This is a genomic window from Acidocella sp. KAb 2-4 (assembly GCF_020567705.1).
Lineage (GTDB): Bacteria > Pseudomonadota > Alphaproteobacteria > Acetobacterales > Acetobacteraceae > Acidocella.
In genome coordinates this window covers 104,808-130,453 of the sequence record NZ_JAJDJU010000002.1, presented here as the reverse complement: position 1 = coordinate 130,453, position 25,646 = coordinate 104,808, and the positions used below count along the sequence as shown (strand labels likewise).

Genomic DNA, 25,646 nt, shown 5'->3' with positions numbered 1-25,646 from the left:
CCGGCTCAGGGCACGCTCAGGCTGAGCGAGAGCGCGTGCAGCCCGGTCTTGAACTCCGCCGCCAACGCCTCGTGCACGGCGCGCGAACGCTCCACGCGCGAGAGCGGGCGCAGCGACTCCGCCACCATCGTCACCGCGTAATGGGTCTCTCCGGCGGGCAGATCCATGCGGTCCGCATGCCGGGCATGGCGGTGACTCTCATCCGCCACCTGCAACACCGTGGGCGCGAACGCCGCCCGCAACGCCTGCTCGATCCGCTCCGCTCTGGTGCTCACCGCCGCTCTCCTTTGTTCATCTCTGCTCTGCGCCGCGCAGGCCGCATCGGTTATTGCCAATCGCGCGCGAGGGGGCACATTAAAGGCCATGATCTCGACCCACCGCAAGCCGCGCGCCTACGCGCCTGATCCGGCCGCCCCCGGCCAGGGCTGCGAGAGTCCCGGCTGCGCGCAGACTGGCGATTTCCGCGCCCCCAAATCCCGCGACAATTTGCGCGAATACCGCTGGTTCTGCCTGGAGCATGTGCGCGCCTACAACGCCAGCTGGGATTACTACAAGGGCATGTCCAGCGCCGAGATCGAGGCCGAGCTGCGCGCCGATTCCTCCTGGCAGCGCCCGAGCTGGCCGCTCGGCCAAAACGGCGCCGCCAGCCGCCAGCAGGAGGCGCTGGAAGCCGAGCTGCGCAATTTCGCCTTCGGGGCCGAGCGCCCGCGCGCCGCGCCGCGCCCGGGCCTGCCGCCAGAGTTGCGCGAAGCGTTGGAGATTTTCGGCCTCACCTGGCCGGTGACGCTGGCGGTGGTGAAAACCACCTACAAAACCCTGGCCAAGCAGCACCACCCGGATGCCAACCAAGGCGACAAGGGGGCCGAGGAACGGCTGAAACGCATCAACCTCGCCTATGCCACGCTGCGCGCCAAGCTGGCCTGAAGGCGCCCGGATTGAGCGTCAGCGCATAAAGTGGCAAAGCACAAACCCAGCGAGCAAGCCTTAAGGACAGAATAATGAACGACTCCGCCGCGACGACCGAAGCCCGGGTGCCCCCTACCTCGGCGATCAACCTGCCCGACATCACCGTCAAGGCGCGTGAGGTGTTCGGCATCGACACCGATCTGGAAGTCCCCGCCTTCTCGCTGCGCACCGAGCATGTGCCCGATCCCGACCCGTCCTACCAGTTCGACCGCGAGACCACGCTGGCCATTCTCGCGGGCTTCGCGTTCAACCGCCGCGTGATGATCCAGGGTTATCACGGCACCGGCAAATCCACGCATATCGAGCAGGTGGCGGCGCGGCTCAACTGGCCCTGCATCCGCGTCAACCTCGACAGCCATATCAGCCGCATCGACCTGATCGGCAAAGACGCGATCGTGCTGAAGGACGGCAAGCAGGTCACCGAATTCCGCGAAGGCATCCTGCCCTGGGCGCTGCAGCACCCCTGCGCCCTGGTGTTCGACGAATACGACGCCGGCCGCCCTGATGTGATGTTCGTGATCCAGCGCGTGCTGGAGGTGGAGGGCAAGCTCACCCTGCTCGACCAGAACCGCGTGATCCGCCCGCATCCGGCCTTCCGCCTGTTCGCCACCGCCAACACGGTCGGCCTGGGCGACACCACCGGGCTGTATCACGGCACGCAGCAGATCAACCAGGGCCAGATGGACCGCTGGAACATCGTCGCCACGCTCAACTACCTGCCGCATGCGCAGGAAGTCGGGATCGTGCTGGCGAAGATGGGCATCGCCACGGCCGACGCGGCGACCAAGCAGCGCGTCGAGCGCATGGTGGCGCTGGCCGACCTCACCCGCGCCGGCTTCATCGCGGGCGATATCTCGACCGTGATGTCGCCGCGCACGGTCATCACCTGGGCCGAGAACACGCGCATCTTCGGGGATGTCGGCTTCGCCTTCCGCCTCACCTTCCTTAATAAATGCGACGAAGCCGAGCGCCAGACGGTGGCCGAATACTACCAGCGCTGCTTCAACGAGGAGATCCCGACCGGCCTGCGCCAGACGGCCTGACGCGCCATGAACGGCAAGCAGGACCAGGGCAAGGCCGAGGAGTTCAAGCGCGCCACCGCCAACACGCTGCGGGCGATGGCGCATGTGCAGGAGCTGGAGGTCGCCTATCAGCCGGGCCCGGCCGGGCTGGCCAGCAACAACAAGCGGGCGCGGCTGCCCACGCCCTCGCGCGCGCTGCCCGCGCCCGAGATGGCCAAGCTGCGCGCCGCCGCCGATGCGATGGCCCTGCGCCTGCGCTATCATGACGACGCGGTGCATAACGCCCGCGCCCCGGCCTCGCGCGAGGCGCGCGAGGCGTTCGACGCGCTGGAACAGGCGCGCGTGGAGGTGTTCGGCGCGCGGCACATGGCCGGGGTGGCGGCCAATCTGCGCCAGAAGCTGGATGATGAATGCGTCGCCGGGGGCTTGGACAAAATGGTCGCGCGCGACCAGCTGCCGCTGCCCGCCGCCGTCGCCCTGCTGGCGCGCGAGCGCATGGACCCCGCCGCCGTGCCCGACTCGGCGCGGCAGATCCTGAATCTGTGGCACCGCACGCTGCCTCCCGAGGCCGAGGCCGCGCTGGACGAGCTCGCCCACGCCCAGGCGGACCAGGCCGTATACAGCCGCGCCGCGCGCAAGCTGCTGGCGGCGGTGGAGCTGGCCGAGGCGGAAGCCGGGCCGGGCGACGAGCAGAACGAAGAGCAAAGCCAGGACCAGGGGGAGCAGACCGTCCAGCAGGACAACACCCCCGACAGCCAGGGCCAGAGCCAGACGCAGGAAGCCCCGCTACTCGCCGCGCAGCCCGAGACCGCCGAGGGCGACGCGGGCGATGATTTCACCGAGGAAGAGGGCGAGCCGGAGGACATGCCCGCCGATGCCGGCGAATCCCCCGCCGGGCCGCAGCCGCGCCGCCCACCCGCCGACACCGGCGACACCAGCGCCTACCGCCCCTACACCACCGCCTTCGACGAGGAGATCCTGGCCGAGGAGCTGTGCGACCCGGACGAACTCTCCCGCCTGCGCCAGCAGCTCGACCAGCAATTGCAGCATCTGCACGCGGTGGTCGCCAAGCTCGCCAACCGGCTGCAGCGCCGCCTGCTCGCCCAGCAGACCCGCGCCTGGGAATTCGACCTCGAGGAAGGCATGCTGGACGCCGCGCGCCTCGCCCGCGTGGTTGTCGATCCGCTGCTGGCGCTCACCTACAAGCAAGAGCTGGAAACCGAGTTCCGCGACACGGTGGTGACGCTGCTGCTCGACAATTCCGGCTCGATGCGCGGCCGCCCGATCACCGTGGCGGCGATGTGCGGCGATATCCTGGCCCGCACGCTGGAGCGCTGCGGCGTGAAGGTGGAGATCCTCGGCTTCACCACCCGCGCCTGGAAAGGCGGGCAGAGCCGCGAGAAATGGGTGCAGGACGGCAAGCCCGCGCATCCCGGCCGGCTGAACGATCTGCGCCATATCATCTACAAGGCCGCCGACATGCCGATGCGCCGGGCGCGCAAAAACCTCGGCCTGATGCTGCGCGAGGGGCTGCTGAAGGAGAATATCGACGGCGAGGCCCTGCTCTGGGCCTATCGCCGCCTGCTCGCCCGGCCCGAATACCGGCGCATCCTGATGGTCATCTCCGATGGCGCGCCGGTGGACGACTCCACCCTCTCGGTGAATGCCGGGAATTATCTCGAGCGGCATCTGCGCGACGTAATCCGCGACATCGAAAACCGGGGGTTGGTGGAGCTGATCGCCATTGGCATCGGGCATGACGTGACGCGCTATTACCGCCGCGCGGTGACCATCGTGGACGCCGAGGAGCTGGGCGGCACGATGATGCGCAAGCTGGCCGAGCTGTTCGACGAGGACGAAGCCGCGGCCTGGCACCAGGCCACGGCACGCGGGGCACCGCAGATCGGTTAAGGGCAGGCGGCCGCCAGCGCCGCCGCGCCGGGCGGGGGCGCACCGGCGGGGCGGCGCAGCAGGGCCGCCAGCGCCGGGGCCAGCGTCATCGTATGACGCAACTGGCAAGGCCGGCTCAGATGCTCCGGGCTGTTGAAGAAATCCGCCGCCGGGTAGTGGCTCTCATTGGCCAGCGCCAGGAACTGCCCTCCATTTTGCGTATACACCGCCTCGATCGCCGCCAACAGCGCGGGCGGCAGCCTGGCGGCACGGTCCTCCACCGGCAGCCCGCCAATCACCACCACGCCGCGCCGGGTTTCCGTGGCGACAAAGCCGGCGATCAGCCTCGCCCCATAGCCCGCCGCGATCTCCGCCGGCGCCGGCAAGGGGGGCGGCGGGCCGATGAGTGCGGGAACACGCTGCGCGGCGGCGTTGTCGATGCGGTCGCCCTGGGCGTTGTATTCGCGCGCCAGCAGGGCTTGGGCGTCGAGCGCATGCAGATGCGCGAGCGGCATCTCCGCCGCCGCCTCCATCAGATCCGCCAATTGGCAGCAGAACAACGCACCCAGCACCCGCCCCAGCGGCAAGCGCCACAGCAAAGCCCGGTCGTGGCGGAGCAGTAACGCGCCATCCACCGCCGCGCGATAGGCCGCCGCGCTCATCGTGTATTGCTGCAACTCCATCGGCATATACACCACATCCCCCGCGCGCAGCAGCGGCGCATCGCGGGCGAACACATCGTCCAGCCCGATGCCGACGGCGATGCCCGCATTCTCGCAGGGCAGGTTCAGCATCGCCCCCAGCACCGCGCAGGAATGCGAGTACGGCCCGTTGGACCCGGCGAGGATCACCAGGCGCGGCGAGGGCAGCGCCGCCAGCGCGGCGACCTTTTGCCGCATCTCCAGCCGCAGCGCGCCGAGCGAGAGCGGCCTGTCGGCCACCGCGCCAAACAGCCCGGCATACAGCACCACCGAGGCTAGGCAAGCGAGCAGCAGCCGGCGCATCAGAACTGGAAATACAGAAACGGCACGGCAGCCGGGGCGAAGAACAGGGCTTGCAAGCTGAACGCCACACTGGCCACCAGCGCGGCATGGCGGCGGCCGCGCGTCATCTCCTGCGTATTGGGCCAGGCGAGCGCGATCCACCAGCCCAGCGCCAGCATCAGCACGGCTTGCGGCAGGCTCAGCGTGCGCGCATCGCCCAGATAAGGCAGCACCGGCACCGCTCGGGCGACATGCCCCAGCCACGGCGCCGCCTGCACCAGCAGCGCGGGCAGGACGACGCCATTGCCGCCGAACAGCCCTTTGTAAAACGCCATCGCCGCGCCAAACCCGGCGGCGCGGAACGGCACCCAGGCCAGCAGCACGCAAAACAGGGTGAGCGCCCAGCCCAGCCGCACGGGCAGGCGCAGCCTTAAGCGCCCGGCCCAGCCATGCAGCACCAGATACACCCCATGCAGCCCGCCCCAGAGCAAGAAGCGCCACGCCGCCCCGTGCCACAGCCCGCCGAGCAGCATGGTGATCAGCAGATTGGCGATGCGCCGCGCCTCGCCCCGCCGGTTGCCGCCAAGCGGAATGTAGAGATAGTCGCGCAGGAAAAAGCTGAGCGTGATGTTCCAGCGCCGCCAGAACAGGCTGATATTATCCGCCTTATAGGGGCTGGCGAAATTCACCGGAAACGAAATGCCGAACATCCGGGCGAGGCCGATCGCCATGTCGGAATAGCCGGAGAAGTCGAAATAGATTTGCAGCGCGTAGGCAAGCAGCGCCACCCAGGCTTCGACCAGACTCAGCGGATCATGCCGCGCCGCCGCCGCGAAGCCGGGATCGGCGAAACGGGCCAGCCCGTCGGCCAGCACCATTTTCTTGGCCAGGCCGAGCAGGAACAGCTCCGCCCCCTCGGCCACCCGCGCGCGCAAGCCAGCCCAGGGCCGCAGCGCCGCGAATTGCGGCAGGATATGCCCCGGCCGCACGATCGGCCCCGAGATGAGATGCGGGAAGAAGGCGATGAAGCAGGCGTAGTCAAGGAACGGCGCCGCGCCCAATTCGCCCCGCCATGTATCGACCAGGAACATCACTTGCTGGAAGGTGAAGAAGCTGATGCCCAGCGGCAGCACGATGCCCGCCACCCCGAACAGCCCGGCATATTTGAACACCCCGAGCAAGGCGAAATTGAACACCAGCCCCGCCACCAGCCAGAGCCGCCGCCGCGGCGCGCGCAGCATCATCCGCCCGCATAGGAAGTTCGTGCCAATCGAGCCGAGCAGCAGCGGCAGGCAGAGCGGCTTCCACCAAGCGTAAAACACCAGGCTCACCGCCAGCAGCCACAGCATGGCCGCCCGCCGCCCCAGCCGCGCGGCGGCCAGATACAGGCTCAGCGCCACGGGCAGAAACGCCAGGATGAACACCCTGCTGTTGAAAAGCAATTTTCAAAGCCCGTTAAGGTTGAATTGCCGCCGGTTTACTTTACGAAATCGGCCCAGGCAATTGGACCTGCCGCGTGGCGATGCTATAGCGCCACGCCACTACAACCGGTTTCCATGAACGACACCCCGCTCTCCCACCCCGCTTTGCTGCCCGCTGGCCTGCGCGACATCCTGCCGCCCGAGGCCGAGCTGGAAGCCCGCTCCATCGAAGCGATCATGGATTGCTTCGCCGCGCATGGTTATGAGCGGGTGAAACCCCCGCTGCTGGAATTCGAGGATAGTTTATTCGCCGGGTCCGGCGCCGCCACGGCGGAGCAGACCTTCCGGCTGATGGACCCGGACAGCCAGCGCATGATGGGCCTGCGCGCCGACACCACGCCGCAGATCGCGCGCCTCGCCGCCACCCGGCTCTCCGCCGCGCCGCGCCCGCTGCGCCTCGCCTATGCCGGGCAATGCCTGCGCGTGCGCGGGAGCGATCTGGAGCCCGAGCGGCAGATCGCCCAGGCGGGCATCGAGCTGATCGGCGAGGATTCCGCCACCGCCGACGCCGAGATCATTCTCACCGCCATCGAGGCGCTGGAAGCCGTGGGGCTGACCCAGCTCAGCGTCGACCTCACCGTGCCCCGGCTGGTGCCTGACCTGATCGACAGCCAGCTTGGCGGCGCCTCCCCGGCCCTCACCCGCGCGCTCGACCGCAAGGACAGCGCCGCCGTGGCCGCGCATGGCGGCGTGGCGGCCGCGCTGCTCGGCCAGTTGCTGGATGCCAGCGGCCAAGCCGACCGCGCCATCCCCGCGCTGCTCGGGCTGGCGCTGCCGGCCCCGGCCAAGGCGCTGGTGGCCCGTCTGGCCGAGACCGTGGCGGTGCTGCGCGCCGCGCGGCCGGGGCTGCAACTCACCGTCGATCCGGTGGAATTCCGCGGCTACCAATACCATACCGGCATCTGCATGACGCTGTTCGCCGCCGGGGCGCAGGCCGAACTCGGGCGCGGCGGCCGCTATCTCGGCGGCGAGGCCGAGCCCGCCACCGGCATCACCCTGTACCCCGACACCATCATCCGCCTCGCCCCGCGCCCCAAGCTGCGCCCGCGCTTGTATCTGCCGCTCGGCACCGCCGCCACGGCCGCCGCCGCCGCGCGCGCCCAGGGCTTCGCCACCATCAACGGCCTCACCCCGCTTCCCGACCCGCGCGCCGAAGCCGCGCGCCTGGGCTGCAGCCATATTTTCTCGGACGGCCAGATCGTCCCCCTCGCTTAAGGAACCAGACATGACGAACGTAACCATTATCGGCGCGCAATGGGGCGACGAGGGCAAAGGCAAGGTGGTGGACTGGCTGGCCAGCCGCGCGGACGTGGTGGTGCGCTTCCAGGGCGGGCATAATGCCGGGCACACGCTGGTGGTCGGCAATCAGACCTACAAGCTCTCCCTGCTCCCCTCCGGGCTGGTGCGCGGCAAGATGGGCGTGATCGGCAATGGCGTGGTGGTGGACCCGTTCGCCCTGCTGGCCGAGATCGAGCGCGTTTCCGCCCAGGGGCTGAAGGTCTCGCCCGAAACCCTGCGCATCGCCGATAACGCGCCGCTGATCCTGCCCCTGCACGCGGCGCTGGACGCCGCGCGCGAGGCCGCCCGTGGCGAACGCAAGATCGGCACCACCGGGCGCGGCATCGGCCCGGCCTATGAAGACAAGGTGGCGCGCCGCGCCATCCGCATCTGCGACCTCGCGGAGCCGGAAACCCTCTCGGCCAAGCTGGACGAGCTGCTGCTGCACCACAACACGCTGCTCGCCGGCCTGGGCGCGCCGGTCTTCAAGAAAGAGGAGCTGCTCGCCAGCCTGCTCGACCTCGCGCCCAAGCTGCTGCCCTTCGCCGAGCCGGTGTGGGAGCGTCTGGCCGAGGCCAAGCGCACCGGCCAGCGCATCCTGTTCGAGGGGGCGCAGGCGGTGATGCTGGATGTGGACCACGGCACCTACCCGTTCGTCACCTCCTCCAACACCGTCGCCAGCACCGCCGGCTCGGGCAGCGGCATGGGGCCTGACGCCGCCGGGCGCGTGCTCGGCATCGCCAAGGCCTATTGCACCCGCGTCGGCGCCGGGCCGTTCCCCACCGAGCTGCACGACGAAACCGGGCAGACCCTGGGCGAGCGCGGGCATGAATTCGGCACCGTGACCGGGCGCAAGCGCCGCTGCGGCTGGTTCGACGCCGCGCTGGTCCGCCAGGCGGTGAAGGTGGGCGGCATTCAGGGCCTCGCCCTGACCAAGCTGGACGTGCTGGACGGCCTGCCGGAGCTGAAAATCGGCATCGGCTACCGCATCAACGGCCAGACCTTTAAGCACCTGCCCGCCGCCATGGCCGCCCAGGCCGCGGCCGAGCCGATCTACGAGACGCTGGAAGGCTGGAGCAGCTCCACCCGCGGCGCGCGCAGCTGGGCCGAACTGCCGGCGGCGGCGGTGAAATATGTCAAGCGCATCGAGGAACTGGTGGAAGCGCCGGTGACTCTGCTCTCCACCAGCCCGGAGCGCGACGACACCATCCTGATGCAGGACCCCTTTGCGGGCTGAAACCCTGCGCCTGCTCTCCTGGCTGGATGCCCTGGTCGCGCTGCTGGCGCGGCTGGGGCTGCCGGAAAGCTTTATCCGCTTCGGCATCGTCGGCGTGCTCGGCTTCTGCTGGGATACCGGCACCGTCTATCTGCTGCGCGGCCACACCAATCTCTACGTCGCCGGCACGTGCGGCTTTCTTGTCGCCGCCACCGCCAATTGGGCGGCCAACCGGCTCTGGACCTTCCGCCATCACGACCACGCCGCCCCGCATGTGCAATGGGCGAAATTCATCGCCGCCAACGCCATTGGCTTCGTCTTCAACCGCGGCGTGTTCTTCACCCTGGTGGCCCGGTTCACCCTCGTCGATCAACAACCTGTGATTGGCATCATTGCCGGCACTTGTGCGGGGCTGGTGTTCAATTACCTGCTTTCCAAGCGTTTCGTCTTTCGTTAATACAACCAAAAGTTAATAAATGGTTAACGATTAGACAACCTTAGAGAGTCCTCCCGCATGGCGGAGCTGCAAGCCTCGGCGGCCCTGATTCCCGCCACAACCGCCGGTGAAACAAGCGGCTTCCTGTTATCGCCGCCGCTCTCGCTCCGGCAATGCCTGATCCTCTGCGACCTGTTATGCATGCTGGTGCTGCCGCTGGTTGGCAGTTTGCTCAAACAGAGCACGGAAAACCTCAAGAACAACCTGTGGTTTTGGAGCCTGCTGGCGCTGTTCACCGTGCTGCTCACCGCCTCGCATGGCGGTTATGGCACGCGGGCACGCCACGGTGTGGGCATCGCCGCCAGCGCCTTTCTCGCCACCACGGTGGCGATGCTCAGCCTGGCGCTGCTGCTCGGGCATCCGCACATCCTCACCCGCGCCTGGACGGCGGCGGATCTCGCCGTCACCCCGCTACTGCTGATCGGCACGCGCTCGCTGCTCGTCAGCCATATCCCGGCCGAACGCGCGGCCCGGCCCGGCACGCTGCTTGTCTGCTACGACCATTGCCCGCGCGACATCACCCGCGCCCTCTCCGCCGCGCAGCTCTCGCCCAACGTGGCCGGGGTGCTCTACCTTGCCGCCCGGCACGAGCGAGGCGATTGGCATCGCTGGCCTGAACTGGCCGACATTCCCGCCATGCTGCGCCTGCTGCATGAGCGCGACATCGGTGATGTGGTGTTCATCCACCATCCACAGCTGGAAAGCTTCGACGCGCCACGCCACCAGACGCTGCTGGCCGAGCTGCTGACCTTTCCGGCGCGCATCTGGATGGGCTTCGACCTCGCGGACAAGCTGCCCGAGATGGTGAAATCCCGCACCGGGGCGTGCAAGCTGATGCCGATCGTCACCGGCGAGCTGGTGAATTCCACCAATCCGGTGAAACGGCTGTTCGACCTGCTCACTGGCGGCGCGCTGCTGGCGCTGGCGGCGCCGCTACTGCTCGCCATCGCGGCCCTGGTGCGGCTGACCAGCGGCGGCCCGGTACTGTTCCGGCAGACGCGCATCGGCGCCCAGGGGCGGCGCTTCTCGATGCTGAAATTCCGCACCATGACACATGTGCCGGAGCGCCCCTTCGCCCAGGCCCGCCACGGCGACAAGCGGGTGACGCCGCTCGGCCGCATCCTGCGCCGCTTGTCGCTCGACGAGCTGCCCCAGCTCATCAACGTGGTGCGCGGCGACATGTCGCTGGTCGGGCCGCGCCCGCACGCGCCGGAGACACAGGTGGAGGGCATGAGTTTCGAAACCGCGCTGCGCCTCTATCGCCTGCGCCACCGGGTGAAGCCGGGCATGACCGGGCTGGCGCAGATCCGCGGCCAGCGCGGGGCGACGCTGGCGCTGGCCGCGCTGGAACACCGCCTCGCCAGCGATCTCGAATACATTGAGGGCTGGTCGCTCTGGCTCGACCTCGCCATTCTGCTGCGCACCCTGCCTGCGGTGCTGTCGCAGAAAAATGCCTACTGAGCCGGCGAAGCCGAAACGTCTGGCCGGCGCGCCGCCGCCGCTGCAAGGTTACGACGCCGACATCATCATCCTCTGTCTGGAGCGGCTGCCCGACACGCTGGCCGCCATCGCCTCCGCCCTGGGCCAGCGCGGCGGCGAATTCCATGTGACGGTGCTCGACCAGGGCTCGGCGCCGGAGACCCTCGCCGCCATCGCCCGCGCTTTTGGCGGGCATTCGCGCTTCGCCTTGCATAGCGCCGGGCGCAATCTGGGCGTGGCGGGCGGGCGCAACCTTGCCGCCGCGCTCGGCCATGGCCAGATTATCGTGGCGTTGGATAACGATGCCGCCTTCGCCGATGAATTCGTGGTGGCGAATGCGCTGCGCGCCTTCCGCCGCGCCCCTGATCTCGGCGCGCTCGGCTTCGCCATCCTGGCCACTGACGGCACGCAGCCCGACACCGGCAGCTGGGGCTACCCCAAGGGGTTACTACCGCGCTACCGCGAGCGGTTCGACACCACCACCTTCGTCGGCGCCGGGCATGCCATCCGCCGCGCCGCCTGGACCGCCGCCGGAGGCTATGACCCGGACCTGTTCTTCACCTGGGAGGAATATGATTTCTGCCTCGCCGCCATCGCGCTCGGCTGGCGCGTGGCTTATGACGGCACGCTGGCGGTGATCCACAAGGTCTCGCCCGAGGCGCGGGTGCAATGGCAAGGCGGGCGGATGGCGTTGTTCGTGCGCAACCGGCTGCTGATCGCGCGCAAATGGGGCGCGGCGCCGCTGGCGCTGGCACCGCGCATCGGGGCTTATCTACTGCGCGGCGCGCTCACGGGCTGCGCGGCCCAGGTCTGGCGCGGGGTGCGCGCGGCCTTCGCCGCCAACATCGCCGCGCCGCGGCGCATGCCCGCCGCCATGCGCCGCTACATCCGGCACAACGAGACCCGCCATCGCGGCTCCTGGCTGCAAAGGCTGCGGCGCGAAGTACTGGCGCGCTAACCGCCCGCCAACGGGTGCAGCTCCTGCACCAGCTTTTGCAGCCGCGCGGCAAGCACATGGGTGTAGATCTCGGTGGTGGCGATGTCGGCATGGCCGAGCAGCTTTTGCAGGCTGCGCAGATCCGCCCCATGCGCCAGCAGATGCGAGGCGAAGGAATGGCGCAGCACATGCGGCGAGAGCCGCGCCGGGTCGAGGCCCGCTTGCAGCGCCACCTGCTTGAGCAGCAGCGCGAAGCCCTGGCGGGTCATCGCCTCGCGCGGGTCGCGGCCGGGGAACAAATAGCGCGGGGCGGGCTTCATCTCCGCCACCGCCGCCCGCAACGAGGCCGCGGCCAGCTTGGCGGGGTCCGAGAGTGGCACCATCCGCTCCTTGCCGCCCTTGCCTTTCACCAGCAGCATCTGCGCGTCGGTGGTCAGCGCCGCCGCGGGCAGGGCCAGCAATTCTGACACGCGCAGGCCGGTGGCGTAGAGGATCTCCAGCCCCGCCACCGCCTTCAGCCCCGGCAGGCCGGGCAGCGCCCGCGCCGCTGCGAACAGCGCATTCACCTCCGATTCGGAGAGATATTTCGGCAGCGCCTTGGGCAAACGCGGGGTGACGAATTCGGCCATCGGGTTATCCGCGCGCCGCCCCTCGCGCAGCAGGAACAGGAAGAATTGCCGCAAGCTGGAGAGCCTGCGCGCCTGGGTGCGGGCCGACAGCCCGGTTTCATACAGGCCGCGCAGATAGGCGCTGACATCGCCCGCCGCCGCGCCGCTGGCCTGCACGCCCCGCGCGCGCAAGAAACTCAGGAAGTCCTCAAGGTCAGCCGCATAGGCGGCGAGCGTGTTGGCCGCCGCCCCGCGCTCGGCGGCGAGCATTTCCAGAAACGCCTCGGCCTGGCCATCTATCGTCATGCGCTCAATGTGATAAGCGTTCCCGGCCATGTCATTCAACCACCAAGACCTGCCCGCGCGGGCGCGCAGCATCGTTCTCGTCGGCCTGATGGGGGCCGGCAAAACCGCCATCGGCAAGCGCGTGGCGGCCCAGCTGGGCTTGCCGTTTTTCGACGCCGACCAGGAGATCGAGCGCGCCGCGGGGATGAGCATCGCGGAGATCTTCAAGATCCATGGCGAAGCGTATTTCCGGACTGGGGAAAAGCGCGTGATCGAGCGCCTGCTCGGCCAGGGGCGCATCGTGCTCGCCACCGGCGGCGGCGCCTTCATGGACCCCGACACCCGCGCCGCGATCCGCCAGCGCGCGGTCTCGGTCTGGCTGCGCTGCCCGCTGCCGGTGCTGCTCGCGCGCACCCAGGGGCGCACGCACCGCCCGCTGCTCAACGCCGGCGACCCGGCGGAAATCCTGGCCCGGCTTTCCGCGCTGCGCAGCCCGGTCTATGCCCAGGCCGATCTCATCATCGACGGTTCGGAGGTTCCCCCGCAAGTGACGACCGATAACGTGATTGCCGCGCTCAACGCCTATACCCCGCCGCGGCGCGTGCATGTGCAGCTCTCGGAGCGCAGCTACGACGTGCTGATCGGCCCCGGCCTGCTGGCCCGCGCGGGCGCCCATATCGCGCCCGTGCTGCCGCAGCCGCGCTGCGTGATCATCACCGATGAACATGTCGCCAAGCTGCATCTGCCCACGCTGCAAGCGGCGCTGGATGAGGTTGGGGTGCGGCACAGCACGCTCACCGTGACGCCGGGCGAGGAGTCGAAGAGCATCGCGACTTGGCAGCGCCTCGTCACCACCCTGCTGGAGCAGAAGGTGGATCGCCACACCACCATCATCGCGCTCGGCGGCGGCGTGGTCGGCGATCTCGCCGGCTTCACCGCCGCGGCCACGCTGCGCGGCCTGCCCTTCATCCAGATCCCGACCACCCTGCTCTCGCAGGTCGATTCCAGCGTCGGCGGCAAGACCGGAATCAACGCGCCGCAGGGCAAGAACCTGATCGGCGCCTTCCATCAGCCGCTGCTGGTGCTGGCCGATACCGGCGCGCTGCGCACCCTGCCGCCGCGCGAGCTGCGCGCGGGCTACGCCGAAATCGTCAAGGCCGGGATGATCGCCGACGCCGCCTTCTACGATTGGTGCGAGGCGCATGCCGAAGGCATCGTCGGCGGCGATGACGCGCTGCTCGGCCAGGCCATCGAACACGCGGTGCGCTTCAAGGCGCGGGTGGTGGGCGATGACGAGCGCGAGACCAAGCCGAATAATGGCCGCGCTTTGCTCAATCTCGGCCATACTTTCGCGCATGCGCTGGAGGCGGAATGCCATTTCGACGGCAGCTTGCTGCATGGTGAGGCGGTGGCGACGGGGCTGGTGCTGGCCACCGATCTCTCCGCCCGGCTCGGCCTGTGCCCGCAGGAGGACACCAGCCGCATCGCCGCGCATATCGCCCGCGCCGGGCTGCCGCCGCGCATCGCCAGGCTCAAGGCCGAGCACCTGCTGGCGCATATGAAGCAGGACAAGAAGATGCGCGAAGGCAAGCTCACCTTCGTGCTGACGCACGGCATCGGCCAGGCCTTCACCAGCAATCAGGTCGAGGAAGAGGCGGTCCGCGCCACGCTGCTCGCCAACGGCGCGGTGTAACCCCCGCGCCCCGGCGGGCGGTTCAGGACTGCTCGTCGGGCGAGATCACCTCGCAGCCCGTCGGCCCGTTGGAGAGCCGGCTGCAGGCGTTCACCGCCTCCTCATGCTGCAGCCCGATCACGCGGGCGCGGTAGGCGGTCTTGCCGCCAACATGCACGGATTGCACCATCGCCTGCCCCTTCACCAGCTGCGAGACGGCGGTGAGCTCGGCGATACCCAGCGCCGCGCGGGCATTGGCGGAGCTGGAATAGGCGCCGACCTGAATCGCCCATTGCGAGCCGCCGCGCGGCAGCGACGCCACTTGCTGGGTGCGCGGCGGCGTGTCGGCCATGGCGGGCGGGATGAGCGAGAAATCCTGCCGTTGCTGCGCATGAGCGGGCTGTGGCGGCGGAGGCGGCAGGGACATGGCGAGCGCGGAGTCGGCGAACGCGCCCTGATAGGCGGGCGCGGCCGGGCGCGGCGGAGCTGGGGGCGGCGCGACAGCGGCGGTCTGCACCGGCGCCACTGGGGCCACCTGCACCGGCGCGATCGACGCCACCTGCACCGGCGCGGCCTCGGCCGGGTTGCCCTGAGCGGGCAAGCCATAAGAGGCCGACGGCACGAAGCCCGGCGGCAGCAAACCGCCCGGCGCCGAAATCGGTGTCGTGTTGAGGGCCAGCTGGTCGGCATCCGAGCGATGCGCCGGGTAAGCGCCTTGGATATGCGGCGCGATCATCGCCACGTAATTGCGGGTTTCGTACGGCAGGGTGGCATTGCCATCCATGTATTGCTGCAACCGCCCCGGCCCGGCATTATAGGCGGCGAGGAAGCCGGGTGAGCCGTAGATCTGGTACATCTCGTGGATATACGCGGCGCCGGCCATGATGTTGTCATAGGGGTTGAACGGGTCGTTGCCGAGCCCGTACCGCGCCGCCATCTCCTGATAGGTCTCGGGTTCGAGCTGCATCAGCCCCATCGCGCCAGCGGCGGAGACGATCAACTGGCCATCAAGATATTCATGCCCGCCGGATTCCACGCGCATCACCTGGCGGATCCAGACATCCGGCACGTCGAACCGCGCCGACGCCGCCTGGATATATGGCCCCCATGGGTCGCTCGGCGGACCGGGCGGGTTGTAGCCATGCTGCGCGTGAGAGAGGTAGTACCCGGCGTTTTCAGCCTGGTTCACACGCGGGCCGCCGGCGCAGGCCGTAAGCAGCGCCATGCCCGCGCAACCCAGCGACAGCTTCAGCCTGAAGCGGGCGCGAGAACGACACGCACGAGCCAGCCGCACTTGGGAGCCATTGACCACGATCGGAAGCCTCCAACAGTTTTGGCCTATGTTTACAGCATCATGTTCAATGATGGCTTAAACAAGGCACTCTAAGCCATTAAACCACAACACAAGCCTGGGCAATAAAATCTTGACATCCGGTGCCTACCGGCGCGGCGCCGGGCGTGTTAGCTCTGCCCCATGCCACTTCCACGCGACATCTCGCCTGCCCGCGCCGGGGCGGCCCTGCTCGCCCTGGCCGGGCTGAGCGGCTGCGCGCCCTCGGCCCCGCCCGCGGCCACCGCCATCGCCGCCCCGCCCACCGCCACCGTGGTTGCGGTGCGCCATGCCGCCCCTGGCCAATCGGGCGCGGCACTGGGGCGGATCATGACCATTCTCGGCCAGCCCATGCCTGGCGCCGCCGGGCCGGGCACCGAGATCGTCATCCGCATGCCCGATGGCAGCGTGAAATCCGTCGCCGAACCGGGCGACCCCGCCTTTGCCCCTGGCCAGGCGGTGAGCGTGACGCAGGCGCAGGGCGGCGTGGTCATCCACCCGCTCTGACCCGTGGCGGCGCATGGTTGATGCCGCCTCCCCGTTCCGCTATCGCCAGCGCATGGACATGTTTCCTTCCGGCCCGGACGCCGCCCCGGCCGATGCGGCGCCGGCGAGGCCTGTCGTCATCGCCGCGTCGCGCAGCGGGCGCGAGCGGCTGGCGCTGGCGGCGGCCGATGTCACGGGCATGGCCCGGCTCTGGCCGCTGGTGTGGACACTCAGCCTGTTCGACATCCGGCTGCGCTATCGCGGCTCCCTGCTCGGGCCGCTCTGGCTCACCTTGTCCACCGCCATCATGGTCGGCGCCATTGGCTTGCTTTATGCCCGGCTGTTTCACCAGAATGTGAGCGGCTATCTGCCGTTCCTCACCGTGTCGCTGGTGCTATGGAATTTCATCAGCACCGTGGCCTCCGAGGCCACCACCTGCTTCACCCAGGCCGACGCGATGATCCGCTCGATCCGCATGCCGCATTCGGTGCATGCGGCGCGGGTGGTGATGCGCAACGTGCTGGTGCTGGGGCATAATGTCATCGTCATCGCCGTGGTGTTCGCGCTGTTCGGCACCGCGCCGAGTTTCGCCAGTTTCAGCCTGCTGCCAGGCTTCCTGCTCTGGCTGGCCGATGGTTTCGCCGCCAGCCTGCTGCTCGGGCTGTTCGGGGCGCGTTTCCGCGACATTCCGCCGATCATCGGCAGCATCATGCAGATCGCCTTCTATCTCACCCCGATCATGTGGAACCCCTCGATGCTGACGCATCGCGGGCTGAGCCAGGTGTTTGTCAGCTACAACCCGTTTTACGCGCTGCTCGAAATCCTGCGCGGCCCGTTGCTCGGCCAGGGGCTGGATCTCGCGGCCTGGCATGTGGCCTGCGGCTATTCGCTCGGCCTGTTCGTCATCACCGGGCTGGTGTTCGTGCGCGCCCGCCCCCGCCTGCCCTATTGGTTGTGAGCCATGGCCCAGCTTGCCGTTGAGAATGTCTCGGTCGCCTTCCCGCTCTACCACGCCGAGAGCCGCAGCCTGAAGAAGACCGTGTTCGCCGCCGCCGCCGGGCGGCTGGGCGAGGATAGCCGCCACCGCCTGAGCGTGCAGGCGCTGCGCGACGTCTCCTTCACCCTGCGCACGGGCGACCGGCTGGGCTTCATCGGCGCCAATGGCGCGGGCAAGACCACGCTGCTGCGCACGATGGCCGGCATCTACGAGCCGGTGGCCGGGCGCATCACCATCGACGGCGCGGTGACCGCGCTGCTCGACCCCGGCCAGGGCATGAACATGGAACTGACCGGCAACGAGAATATCCGCCTGCGCGCGCTGTTCAACGGCTATTCCGAGGCGCGGATCCGCCAGTTGCAGGAGGACGTCGCCAGCTTCGCCGGGCTGGACCAGTTTTTGGCGCTGCCGGTGCGCACCTACAGCTCGGGCATGGTGGTGCGACTCGGCTTCGCCATGGCCACCGCGATCAGCCCGCAGATCCTGCTGATGGATGAATGGCTGCTCGCGGGCGATGCCAGCTTCCTCGACAAAGCCCGCCACCGGCTGGAATCCATGGTGCGCGGCGCTGAAATCCTTGTGCTTTCCTCGCACCGCCCCGATATCCTGCTGCAATGGTGCAACCGGCTGATCTGGCTGGAGAACGGAGAGGTGCGCGCCGATGGCACGCCGGAGGAGGTGCTGCGCGCCTATCTGCCGCCCGAGCAGTTCGACCACGCCTGGGACGCAGCCCGGAAGCACGCCTGACGCCAACTCAGCAAGAGGAGACGAGAAGAATGCAAATACGTGAACTGGGCCGCGACAAGGCGGGCGAGGCGCTGCGGGTTTCGGCGCTCGGGCTGGGCTGCATGGGCATGTCGGAATTCTATGCCGGGCAGGATGACGCCGAATCCATCGCCACCATCCATGCCGCCATCGAGGCCGGGGTGAATTTCTTCGACACCGCCGATATGTACGGCGTCGGCAAGAACGAGGAATTGCTTGGCCGCGCCATCGCGGGGCGGCGGGCGGGGCTCATGATCGCCACCAAATTTGGCAATATGCGCTCACCCGAGGGCGGGTTTCTCGGCATTAATGGCCGCCCCGACTATGTGCGCGCCTGCGCCGAGGCCTCGCTGAAGCGCCTCAACATCGAGGTCATCGACCTCTATTACCAACACCGGGTGGACCCGAACGTGCCGATCGAGGAAACGGTGGGCGCGATGGCCGAGCTGGTGGCCCAGGGCAAGGTGCGGCATCTCGGGCTCTCGGAGGCCTCCGCCGCGACCATAAGGCGCGCGCACAAAGTGCACCCGATCAGCGCCCTGCAAACCGAATACTCGCTGTGGAGCCGGGATGTGGAGCAGGAGATCCTGCCCACGCTGCGCGAGCTGGGCATCGGGCTGGTGCCCTACAGCCCGCTGGGGCGCGGCTTCCTCACCGGCGCCTTCAGCAACGCCGCCGATCTACCGGAGAACGACTACCGCCGTAACTCGCCGCGCTTCGCGCCGGAGAATTTCGCGCATAACCGCGCGCTCGTGGCGGTCATCGAGGGCATCGCCGCCGCGCATCGCTGCACCGCCGCGCAGGTGGCGCTGGCCTGGGTGCTGGCCCAGGGGCAGGATATCGCGCCGATCCCCGGCACCAAGCGGCGCAAATATCTGGCGCAGAACATCGCCGCCGCCGGGGTGGCGCTCACCGCCGGCGACCTCGCCGCGCTCAACGCCGCCTTCCCGCCTGGGGCCGCCGCCGGCACGCGCTACCCCGCCGCCGGCATGGCCGCGCTGAACCGCTGAGCCGATGCCCGCCATCGCCTATGTGAATGGCCGCTATCTGCCGCTGCGCGCGGCCAGCGTGAATGTCGAGGATCGCGGCTATCAATTCGGCGATGGCATTTACGAGGTGCTGTTCGTGCATCGCGGACGGCTGGTGGATGCGGGGCTGCATCTCGCCCGGCTGGAGCGCAGCCTGGAAGAGATCGAGCTGCACGCCCCGATGTCCGCCGCCGCGCTGCATGCCGTGATCGGCGAGGTGCTGCGGCGCAACCGCATCGAGACCGGGCTGGTCTATCTGCAAATCACGCGCGGCGTGGCCCGGCGCGACCACCCGATCCCCAGCCCCGCGCCGCGGCCGAGCCTGGTCATCACCGCGCGGCGCAAGCCGGCGCCGCCCGCGCGCATCGAGGACTGGACCGCCGAGGCGATCACCCAGCCCGATACGCGCTGGGGCCGCTGCGACATCAAATCCACCAACCTGCTGCCCAATGTGCTGGCGCGCACGGCCGCCCAGCGCGCCGGGGCTTATGAGGCGATTTTGTATGACAGCGCCGGCAACGTGACCGAGGGCGCGGCTAGCACGGTGTGGATCGTATCCGCCCAGGGCGCGCTGGTCACCCGCAATCTGGACCGCCACATCCTGCCCGGCTGCACCCGCGCGGCGCTGCTCGAAGCCCTGGCCGCCGAGGGGCTGACGGCCGAGGAGCGGGAAATCTCGCTGGCGGAGCTGCGCGCGGCACGGGAGATCTTCCTCACCAGCGCCACCTCTTTCGTCAAACCCGTCATCCGGCTCGATGGCGCGGCCATCGGCAATGGCGCTCCCGGCGCCACGGCCAGCGCCTTGTTCGAGCTTTACATGCACCGCCTTGGGGCGGGCTGAGCGGAGTCGTACCCCATGTATATCCCCCCCGCCTTCGTCGAGACCCGGCCTGAGGAGCTGCATGCGATCATGCGCGCCGCCTCACTGCCGGTGCTGGTCTCGCCCACCGCCGCCACCGGGCTGGCGGCGACGCATCTGCCGCTCATGCTGGAGGCGCCGGACCGGCTGGTGGGCCACATGGCGCGGGCCAACCCGCATTGGCGGGAGTTCGACCCGCATGCCGAGTCGCTGGCCATCTTCACCGCCGTGGACGGCTATGTGAGCCCCAGCTGGTATGCGACCAAGGCGGAGACCGGCAAGGTGGTTCCGACCTGGGATTATCAGGCCGTGCACGCGCATGGGCGATTGGAGATCATCGAGGACCGCGCCGCGCTGCTGGACATCGTGACCCGGCTGACCAGCCGCTACGAGTCGCCGCGCGCCACGCCCTGGGCGGTGAGCGACGCGCCGGAGGATTACATCCAGGCGATGCTGAACGGCATTGTCGGGGTGGTGCTGCACATCACCCGGCTGGAGGGCGTGGCCAAGCTGAGCCAGAACAAGAGCCTGGCCGACCGCGAAGGCGTGATCGCCGGGGCTGAGGCGGAAAACCCGGCCCTGGCGGCGGCGGTGCGCCGCACGCTAGATTAGCTTGCCCTCGAAGGGCGGCAGATAATCCGGCGCGTCGAACTCGATGACCCAGAGATCGGGGTCGAAGCGGAGCTGCTTCTGCACATAGGCATTGGCGGCTTCCTCACTCACCGGCGACGGCCCGGTGCCGCGCATCCAGGCCAGTTCGCCCGCCGTGTCGCGGAACTGGGTGAGCACCATGTCGCCCGTGCGCCCGTGCAGCACCACCAGCACGCCGCCGGCATCAGGGTCGCCCTTGCGCACCACCACGCCGGGCTTGCCGTCATGCATCCCCAGCCGCAGCGCCGCCGACACCCAAATTCCGGCCTTGATCCTTGGCTCGCTCATGCTAATCCCTGAGTTGTCGATCCACCGATGAGCCGCCAAACCACAGCCTGGCGGCGCAATCCGGTCCACTCTGCGTGCAACCATTCGTTTGCTCAAGTCTGTAAGGAGACTCCGCAATGTTCCGACCGGTCCGGTTCACCGGCAGCCTGCTGGCCGCCTGCCTCTGCCTTCTCCCCCTTGCCCGCGCCGCCCAGGCGGCCGACCAGGTGACCTTCGGGCTCGACTGGGTGGCCGAGCCTGAATATGGCGGCTACTATCAGGCGCTCGCCACCGGCCTTTACAAAAAATACGGGCTGGACGTGAAGATCGTGCAGGGCGGCCCGCAGGTGAACAACGCCCAGCTGCTGATCGCCGGACGGCTGACCTTCGACATCACCTCCAACGCCTTCCTGGCGCTGAACTTCGCGCAGGAGAACATTCCCTTCGTCGTCGTCGCCGCCGGGTTTCAGAAAGACCCGGACGCGCTGATCGCGCATCCCGGCCGCGGCAATGACAATTTCGCGGAACTCAAGGGCAAGCCGATCGCCATCAGCACCGACACCCGCGCCAGCTGGTGGCTCTATCTGAAGGCCAAATATGGCTATACCGACGACCAGCTGCGCACCTTCAGCTTCTCGCTCACCCCATTCTTCACCAACCCGGACGACATCCAGGAAGCCTATGTCACCGACGAGCCGTATCTGGTGCATCAGCAAACCGGGCAATGGCCGGTGGTGATGTCGCTGGCCGATGCTGGGTTCGACGGCTATGCCAGCCTGGTGGCGACCAGCGACAAGCTGGTGCAGACCAATCCCGATCTGGTCCGCCGCTTCATCGAGGCCTCGACCGAGGGCTGGTACTCTTATCTCTACGGCGACCCCAGCCCGGCCTTCGCCGCGATCAAGGCGGCCAACCCGGATATGACCGACGGGCTGCTGAAATTCGGCTATGAGCAGATCAAGCAGCGCGGCATCGTCGATTCGGGCGACGCCAAGACACTTGGTATCTACGCCATGACCGATGCGCGCTGGGCCAGCTTCTTCAACCAGATGGCCGCCGCCGGGCTGTATGATAAGTCGATGAACTACAAGGCCGGCTATACGCTGCAATTCGTCGATCACGGGTTCGGCCTGCAGTCGAAATAATGTTTTCGCTGCGCGAGGTCGCCAAGACCTACCCGAACGCCACGATCGCGCTCGAAAGCGTCACGGCCGGGTTTGAGCCGGGCGAGTTCGTCGCCCTGCTCGGCCCCTCGGGCTGCGGCAAATCCACCCTGCTGCGGCTGCTGGCGGGGCTGGAGGAACCGAGCGCCGGCCGCATCGAATGGGATAAGGCCGCCCGCCCTGGCCCCGGCGATATCGGCTTCGTGTTTCAGGACGCCACGCTGCTGCCCTGGGCCACGGCCGCAGATAACGTGTATCTGCCGCTGCGCCTGCGCGGGCGCACGCGGGACGAGGCCGCGCCGCTGGTAACCGCCGCCCTGGCCCAGGTGGGCTTGAGTGATTTCGCCCAGGTGAAGCCGCGCGGCCTCTCGGGTGGCATGCGCATGCGCGTCTCCATCGCCCGCGCTCTGGTCTCCGACCCGATGCTGCTGCTGATGGACGAGCCCTTCGCCGCGCTGGACGAATTCACCCGCCACAAATTGCAGGACGATCTGCACGCGCTGTGGCGGCGCAGCGGCAAGACCATCGTGTTCGTCACCCATTCCATCTACGAGGCCGCCTATCTCGCCAACCGCATCCTGGTGCTCTCGCCGCGCCCGGGGCGGGTAGCGGCGGATCTGCGCCCCGCCATCCCCGAGGGGCCGCACCGGCGCAGCAGCGGCGCCTATACCGATCTCGTGGCCGAGATCACCGACACCTTCAAGCGGGTGATGCCGGAGCATGACTAAGACCATCGAACGCATCGCGCCCTTCGCCTTCGGGCTGGCGGCCCTGGGGTTTTGGCAGGGGCTGGTCTGGGCGCTGGGCGTGCCGTCTTATGTGCTGCCCGGGCCCATCGCCATCATCCAGGCCTATCTCGACGACCATGCCGTGCTCGACTCGGCGCTGCTCTCCACCCTCAGCGTCACCGTCGCGGCACTGCTGGGCGCCACCATCATCGGCGTGGCGCTGGCGGTGGCGATGGCCGCGAGCCGCCTGTTCCGCGCCGCCATCCAGCCCTGGGCCGTGATTTTGCAGGTGACGCCGGTGGTCGCCATCGCCCCGTTCATCATCATCTGGGTCAACCAGCCCTTCCTGGCGCTGGTGGTGTGCGCGGTGATCGTCGCGTTTTTTCCGATTCTCTCCAGCACCGCGGCGGGGCTGGCCGCCACCCCGCCCGAGCTGCAAGACCTCTTCCGCCTGAATGGCGCCACGCGTTGGCAGACCCTCATCCTGCTCAGCCTGCCCTCGGCGCTGCCGAGCTTCCTCACCGGCTTGCGCGTCTCCGGCACGCTGGCGCTGGTGGGGGCGGTGGTGGCCGAGTTCGTGGCCGGGTCGGGCGGCTTTGCCTCTGGTCTCGCTTACCGGATCATCGAGGCCAGTTACCGGCTGGAGATCCCGCGCATGTTCGCGGCGCTGGTGCTGCTGGGGCTGTCGGGCATTGTCATCTACACTGCGCTGGGCTGGCTGGAGGCGGTGCTGCTGCACCGGCGCGATGGCGCTTGAAATCCACCGCGGAACCTGCGACGCAGGCGGCAAATTGGGAGACCGACATGACCGACGACACGACCAAACTCAGCAAGGGCCAGCTCGCTTATGAGCAGAAGCGCGCCGCCAAGGCCGGTATGAGCCTGGATGACTGGATGAAGGCCAAGGCCCGCAAGGCCGAGGACGCCGCCAAAGAGGCCGCGCCGAAAATGCCGAAGAAGAAGGGCTTCTTCTCCCGCCTGCTCGACAAGGCGCACCAGCCGCTGGGCTGAGCCGCCTGACGCCAACAAAAAAGGGCGAACCCGCGAGGGTCCGCCCTTTTTTGTTTTGCCCGTTGGGCGAAGACTTACGCTTCGCCCTCAGCCTCGGCGGCGACTTCCGGCTTCGGCCCGGAATCCTGCCCCTTGGCAGCCAGATCGCGGTCCACCAGCTCGATCACCGCCATGTCGGCGGCATCGCCATAGCGCATGCCGGCCTTCAGCACGCGGGTATAGCCACCGGCGCGGGCCTTGTAGCGCTCGGCCACGGTGGAGAATAGCTTGGCCACGATCGTCTCGTCGCGCAGCTGGTCGAAAGCCTGGCGCCGGGCGTGCAGCCCGCCGCGCTTGCCGAGCGTGATCAGCTTCTCCACCACCGGGCGAAGCTCCTTCGCCTTCGGCAGGGTGGTGGTGATCTGCTCATGCTTGATGAGAGCGACGGCCATGTTCCGGAACATGGCAGCGCGATGGGAGGAGGTGACGCCGAGTTTACGACCGCTGAGACCGTGACGCATGATGAAGTGTTCCTGTTAAGACTTTAGAAAGGCTGGTCCGAACGCTTGGCCAGTTCCTCGATATTCTCGGGCGGCCAATCCGGCACGGTCATGCCAAGGGAAAGCCCCATGGCGGTCAGCACTTCCTTGATTTCATTGAGAGATTTGCGGCCGAAATTCGGCGTGCGCAGCATCTCCTGCTCCGTCTTCTGCACCAGATCGCCAATATACACGATATTGTCGTTCTTCAGGCAGTTGGCCGAGCGCACGGAGAGTTCCAGCTCGTCGACCTTGCGCAGCAGGTTCGGGTTGAACGGCAGCTCGATGCGCGGTTCCTCGGCGCGGGCGCGCTGCGGCTCCTCGAAGTTGACGAACATGCTGAGCTGGTCCTGCAGGATGCGCGCGGCCAGGGCCACGCCGTCCTCCGGCGACACCGCGCCGTTGGTTTCCACTTCCAGGATCAGCTTGTCGTAATCCGTCACCTGACCGACACGGGTCTTCTCGACCCGGTAGGACACGCGGCGCACCGGCGAGTAGATCGCATCGACGGGGATCAGCCCGATCGGCGCGTCCTCGGGGCGGTTGGCTGAGGCCGGCTCATAGCCGCGGCCCGTGCCGACGGTGAATTCCATGCCCAACGTCGCTCCCTCGTCCAGCGTGCAAAGCACGAGATCGGGATTCATGATCTCGATGTCATGCCCGGCCTGGATTTGCCCGGCCTTGACCTCGCCCGGCCCGGTCGCGGTCAGCACCATGCGCTTCGGCCCCTCGCCATGCATACGCACCGCGAGCTGCTTGATGTTGAGCACGATGTCGGTCACATCCTCTCGCACACCGGCGAGGGTGGAGAACTCATGCAGCACGCCGTCAATCCGCACAGCGGTGACGGCCGCGCCCTGCAGCGAGGACAGCAGGATGCGCCGCAGCGCGTTGCCGAGCGTGAGGCCAAAGCCCCGCTCCAGCGGCTCCGCGATAATCGTGGCGACGCGCCCGGCGTCGGCCCCGAATTCCACGTCGAGCTGCTCCGGCTTGATCAGCAACTGCCAATTGCGTTGCAGAGACAAAGTAGAGTCTTTCAACTTTCACCCCTCCGGGCCGTGCGGTGCGCGGCCCGCCGCGGCCTCAAGAAAACCCGAACCCTGGATTAGACGCGGCGGCGCTTGCGCGGCCGGCAGCCATTGTGCGGGATCGGCGTCAGGTCACGAATCGCGGAAATCTGGAAGCCAACGGCCTGCAGGGCGCGCAGCGCGCTCTCGCGCCCCGAACCCGGGCCGCTCACCTCGATCTCAAGGGTCTCCATGCCATGCTCTCGGGCCTTGCGGCCGGCATCCTCGGCGGCAACCTGCGCAGCATACGGGGTCGACTTGCGGCTCCCCTTGAAGCCCTGGCTGCCAGCGGACGACCAGGCAATGGTGTTGCCCTGCGCGTCGGTGATGTTGACCATCGTGTTGTTGAAGCTGGCGAGAACGTGCGCAACACCGGCGATGATGTTCTTGCGCTCTTTCTTACGGGGGCGGTTGGAGGCGGGCTTCGCCATATCGGTATTCCTGTATCTGACGCTATGCGCGG

28 protein-coding genes are annotated in these 25,646 nt (G+C 68.2%); 19 read left to right on the top strand and 9 right to left on the bottom strand.

Translation table 11 applies throughout. The features are described from left to right. Positions 1–5: 5 nt before the first annotated feature. Positions 6–275 (bottom strand): BolA family protein, encoded by a 270-nt coding sequence (locus LI953_RS02285; RefSeq protein WP_227074379.1) that lies wholly within the window; start codon positions 273–275, stop codon positions 6–8. A gap of 88 nt (positions 276–363) precedes the next feature. Between LI953_RS02285 and LI953_RS02280 the strand changes: the two genes are divergently transcribed. From LI953_RS02280 to cobT, 3 genes are all read left to right on the top strand, one after another. Beyond that, positions 364–924, top strand: coding sequence for a DnaJ domain-containing protein (locus LI953_RS02280; RefSeq protein ID WP_227074378.1), 561 nt, complete (start codon positions 364–366; stop codon positions 922–924). A 74-nt stretch (positions 925–998) separates the two neighbouring features. Continuing rightward, complete coding sequence (cobS, locus tag LI953_RS02275) at positions 999–2,009, top strand: cobaltochelatase subunit CobS (protein ID WP_227074377.1); 1,011 nt, start codon at positions 999–1,001, stop codon at positions 2,007–2,009. Positions 2,010–2,015: 6 nt separating this feature from the next. After that, positions 2,016–3,899: a cobaltochelatase subunit CobT gene (gene cobT / locus LI953_RS02270; protein ID WP_227074376.1), complete on the top strand. Its 1,884-nt coding sequence runs from the start codon at positions 2,016–2,018 to the stop codon at positions 3,897–3,899. Here the strand turns inward: cobT and LI953_RS02265 are convergent. Both LI953_RS02265 and LI953_RS02260 read right to left on the bottom strand, forming a co-directional pair. Continuing rightward, the gene (locus LI953_RS02265; RefSeq protein ID WP_227074375.1) at positions 3,896–4,882 is read right to left on the bottom strand and encodes a hypothetical protein; all 987 of its coding nucleotides are present in this window, start codon (positions 4,880–4,882) and stop codon (positions 3,896–3,898) included. The two genes, cobT and LI953_RS02265, sit on opposite strands and share 4 nt — an antisense overlap. Further along, positions 4,882–6,303, bottom strand: a complete 1,422-nt coding sequence (locus tag LI953_RS02260) for an MBOAT family protein (RefSeq protein ID WP_227074374.1) — start codon at positions 6,301–6,303, stop codon at positions 4,882–4,884. The genes LI953_RS02265 and LI953_RS02260 overlap by 1 nt, the downstream gene beginning before the upstream one ends. Positions 6,304–6,417: 114 nt before the next feature. Here LI953_RS02260 and LI953_RS02255 point away from each other — a divergent pair, with 114 nt between their 5' ends. Genes LI953_RS02255 through LI953_RS02235 form a run of 5 tightly spaced genes read left to right on the top strand, consistent with a single transcriptional unit; the run spans position 6,418 to position 11,769 of the window. Then, positions 6,418–7,557 (top strand): ATP phosphoribosyltransferase regulatory subunit, encoded by a 1,140-nt coding sequence (locus LI953_RS02255; protein ID WP_227074373.1) that lies wholly within the window; start codon positions 6,418–6,420, stop codon positions 7,555–7,557. Positions 7,558–7,567: 10 nt separating this feature from the next. After that, positions 7,568–8,857: an adenylosuccinate synthase gene (locus tag LI953_RS02250; RefSeq protein WP_227074371.1), complete on the top strand. Its 1,290-nt coding sequence runs from the start codon at positions 7,568–7,570 to the stop codon at positions 8,855–8,857. Continuing rightward, positions 8,847–9,293, top strand: a complete 447-nt coding sequence (locus tag LI953_RS02245) for a GtrA family protein (protein WP_227074370.1) — start codon at positions 8,847–8,849, stop codon at positions 9,291–9,293. Before LI953_RS02250 ends, LI953_RS02245 begins: the two co-directional genes overlap by 11 nt. A 57-nt stretch (positions 9,294–9,350) precedes the next feature. Next, the gene (locus LI953_RS02240; protein WP_227074368.1) at positions 9,351–10,793 is read left to right on the top strand and encodes an exopolysaccharide biosynthesis polyprenyl glycosylphosphotransferase; all 1,443 of its coding nucleotides are present in this window, start codon (positions 9,351–9,353) and stop codon (positions 10,791–10,793) included. Continuing rightward, positions 10,783–11,769: a glycosyltransferase family 2 protein gene (locus LI953_RS02235; RefSeq protein WP_227074367.1), complete on the top strand. Its 987-nt coding sequence runs from the start codon at positions 10,783–10,785 to the stop codon at positions 11,767–11,769. Before LI953_RS02240 ends, LI953_RS02235 begins: the two co-directional genes overlap by 11 nt. Here the strand turns inward: LI953_RS02235 and LI953_RS02230 are convergent. Then, the gene (locus LI953_RS02230) at positions 11,766–12,662 is read right to left on the bottom strand and encodes a tyrosine recombinase (protein WP_227074365.1); all 897 of its coding nucleotides are present in this window, start codon (positions 12,660–12,662) and stop codon (positions 11,766–11,768) included. The genes LI953_RS02235 and LI953_RS02230 overlap by 4 nt on opposite strands. Before the next feature lie 28 nt (positions 12,663–12,690). Here LI953_RS02230 and aroB point away from each other — a divergent pair, with 28 nt between their 5' ends. Beyond that, a complete protein-coding gene (gene aroB / locus LI953_RS02225) occupies positions 12,691–14,334 on the top strand; it encodes a 3-dehydroquinate synthase (protein WP_227074364.1) in 1,644 nt (547 codons plus the stop codon). Between the two features lie 22 nt (positions 14,335–14,356). On the opposite strand, the gene LI953_RS02220 is transcribed toward aroB, so the two are convergent. Next, positions 14,357–15,538, bottom strand: a complete 1,182-nt coding sequence (locus LI953_RS02220) for a lytic transglycosylase domain-containing protein (RefSeq protein WP_227074362.1) — start codon at positions 15,536–15,538, stop codon at positions 14,357–14,359. Positions 15,539–15,787: 249 nt separating this feature from the next. On the opposite strand from LI953_RS02220, the gene LI953_RS02215 reads away from it, so the two are divergent. The 6 genes from LI953_RS02215 to LI953_RS02190 are packed head-to-tail and all read left to right on the top strand — an operon-like array spanning position 15,788 to position 20,390. Further along, entirely contained in the window at positions 15,788–16,150 is a 363-nt protein-coding gene (locus tag LI953_RS02215; RefSeq protein ID WP_227074361.1) for a hypothetical protein, read from the top strand. 52 nt (positions 16,151–16,202) lie between these two features. Continuing rightward, on the top strand, positions 16,203–17,087 hold the full coding sequence (locus tag LI953_RS02210; protein ID WP_227074360.1) for an ABC transporter permease: 885 nt from the start codon (positions 16,203–16,205) through the stop codon (positions 17,085–17,087). A 3-nt stretch (positions 17,088–17,090) separates the two neighbouring features. Continuing rightward, positions 17,091–17,873 (top strand): ABC transporter ATP-binding protein, encoded by a 783-nt coding sequence (locus tag LI953_RS02205; RefSeq protein ID WP_227074358.1) that lies wholly within the window; start codon positions 17,091–17,093, stop codon positions 17,871–17,873. Between the two features lie 29 nt (positions 17,874–17,902). Further along, entirely contained in the window at positions 17,903–18,901 is a 999-nt protein-coding gene (locus LI953_RS02200; protein WP_227074357.1) for an aldo/keto reductase, read from the top strand. A 4-nt stretch (positions 18,902–18,905) separates the two neighbouring features. Then, the gene (locus tag LI953_RS02195) at positions 18,906–19,760 is read left to right on the top strand and encodes a D-amino-acid transaminase (RefSeq protein ID WP_227074356.1); all 855 of its coding nucleotides are present in this window, start codon (positions 18,906–18,908) and stop codon (positions 19,758–19,760) included. Positions 19,761–19,775: 15 nt separating this feature from the next. After that, positions 19,776–20,390 (top strand): FMN-binding negative transcriptional regulator, encoded by a 615-nt coding sequence (locus tag LI953_RS02190; RefSeq protein ID WP_227074355.1) that lies wholly within the window; start codon positions 19,776–19,778, stop codon positions 20,388–20,390. Here the strand turns inward: LI953_RS02190 and LI953_RS02185 are convergent. Beyond that, positions 20,382–20,717: a DUF1491 family protein gene (locus LI953_RS02185; RefSeq protein WP_227074353.1), complete on the bottom strand. Its 336-nt coding sequence runs from the start codon at positions 20,715–20,717 to the stop codon at positions 20,382–20,384. The two genes, LI953_RS02190 and LI953_RS02185, sit on opposite strands and share 9 nt — an antisense overlap. Before the next feature lie 116 nt (positions 20,718–20,833). On the opposite strand from LI953_RS02185, the gene LI953_RS02180 reads away from it, so the two are divergent. Genes LI953_RS02180 through LI953_RS02165 form a run of 4 tightly spaced genes read left to right on the top strand, consistent with a single transcriptional unit; the run spans position 20,834 to position 23,598 of the window. Further along, the gene (locus tag LI953_RS02180; RefSeq protein ID WP_227074351.1) at positions 20,834–21,841 is read left to right on the top strand and encodes an ABC transporter substrate-binding protein; all 1,008 of its coding nucleotides are present in this window, start codon (positions 20,834–20,836) and stop codon (positions 21,839–21,841) included. Then, positions 21,841–22,587: an ABC transporter ATP-binding protein gene (locus tag LI953_RS02175; RefSeq protein ID WP_227074350.1), complete on the top strand. Its 747-nt coding sequence runs from the start codon at positions 21,841–21,843 to the stop codon at positions 22,585–22,587. Before LI953_RS02180 ends, LI953_RS02175 begins: the two co-directional genes overlap by 1 nt. After that, the gene (locus LI953_RS02170) at positions 22,580–23,344 is read left to right on the top strand and encodes an ABC transporter permease (RefSeq protein ID WP_227074348.1); all 765 of its coding nucleotides are present in this window, start codon (positions 22,580–22,582) and stop codon (positions 23,342–23,344) included. The genes LI953_RS02175 and LI953_RS02170 overlap by 8 nt, the downstream gene beginning before the upstream one ends. A 47-nt stretch (positions 23,345–23,391) precedes the next feature. Beyond that, positions 23,392–23,598 carry a hypothetical protein gene (locus tag LI953_RS02165; RefSeq protein ID WP_227074347.1) on the top strand — a complete coding sequence of 69 codons (207 nt, stop codon included), beginning with the start codon at positions 23,392–23,394 and terminating at the stop codon, positions 23,596–23,598. Positions 23,599–23,672: 74 nt separating this feature from the next. Here LI953_RS02165 and rplQ read toward each other — a convergent pair whose 3' ends face one another. The 3 genes from rplQ to rpsK form a co-directional block, all read right to left on the bottom strand. Beyond that, complete coding sequence (gene rplQ / locus LI953_RS02160) at positions 23,673–24,098, bottom strand: 50S ribosomal protein L17 (protein WP_227074346.1); 426 nt, start codon at positions 24,096–24,098, stop codon at positions 23,673–23,675. A gap of 23 nt (positions 24,099–24,121) precedes the next feature. Continuing rightward, a complete protein-coding gene (locus tag LI953_RS02155; protein WP_227074344.1) occupies positions 24,122–25,141 on the bottom strand; it encodes a DNA-directed RNA polymerase subunit alpha in 1,020 nt (339 codons plus the stop codon). An 80-nt stretch (positions 25,142–25,221) separates the two neighbouring features. Further along, positions 25,222–25,614: a 30S ribosomal protein S11 gene (rpsK, locus tag LI953_RS02150; protein WP_227074343.1), complete on the bottom strand. Its 393-nt coding sequence runs from the start codon at positions 25,612–25,614 to the stop codon at positions 25,222–25,224. Positions 25,615–25,646 lie beyond the last annotated feature (32 nt).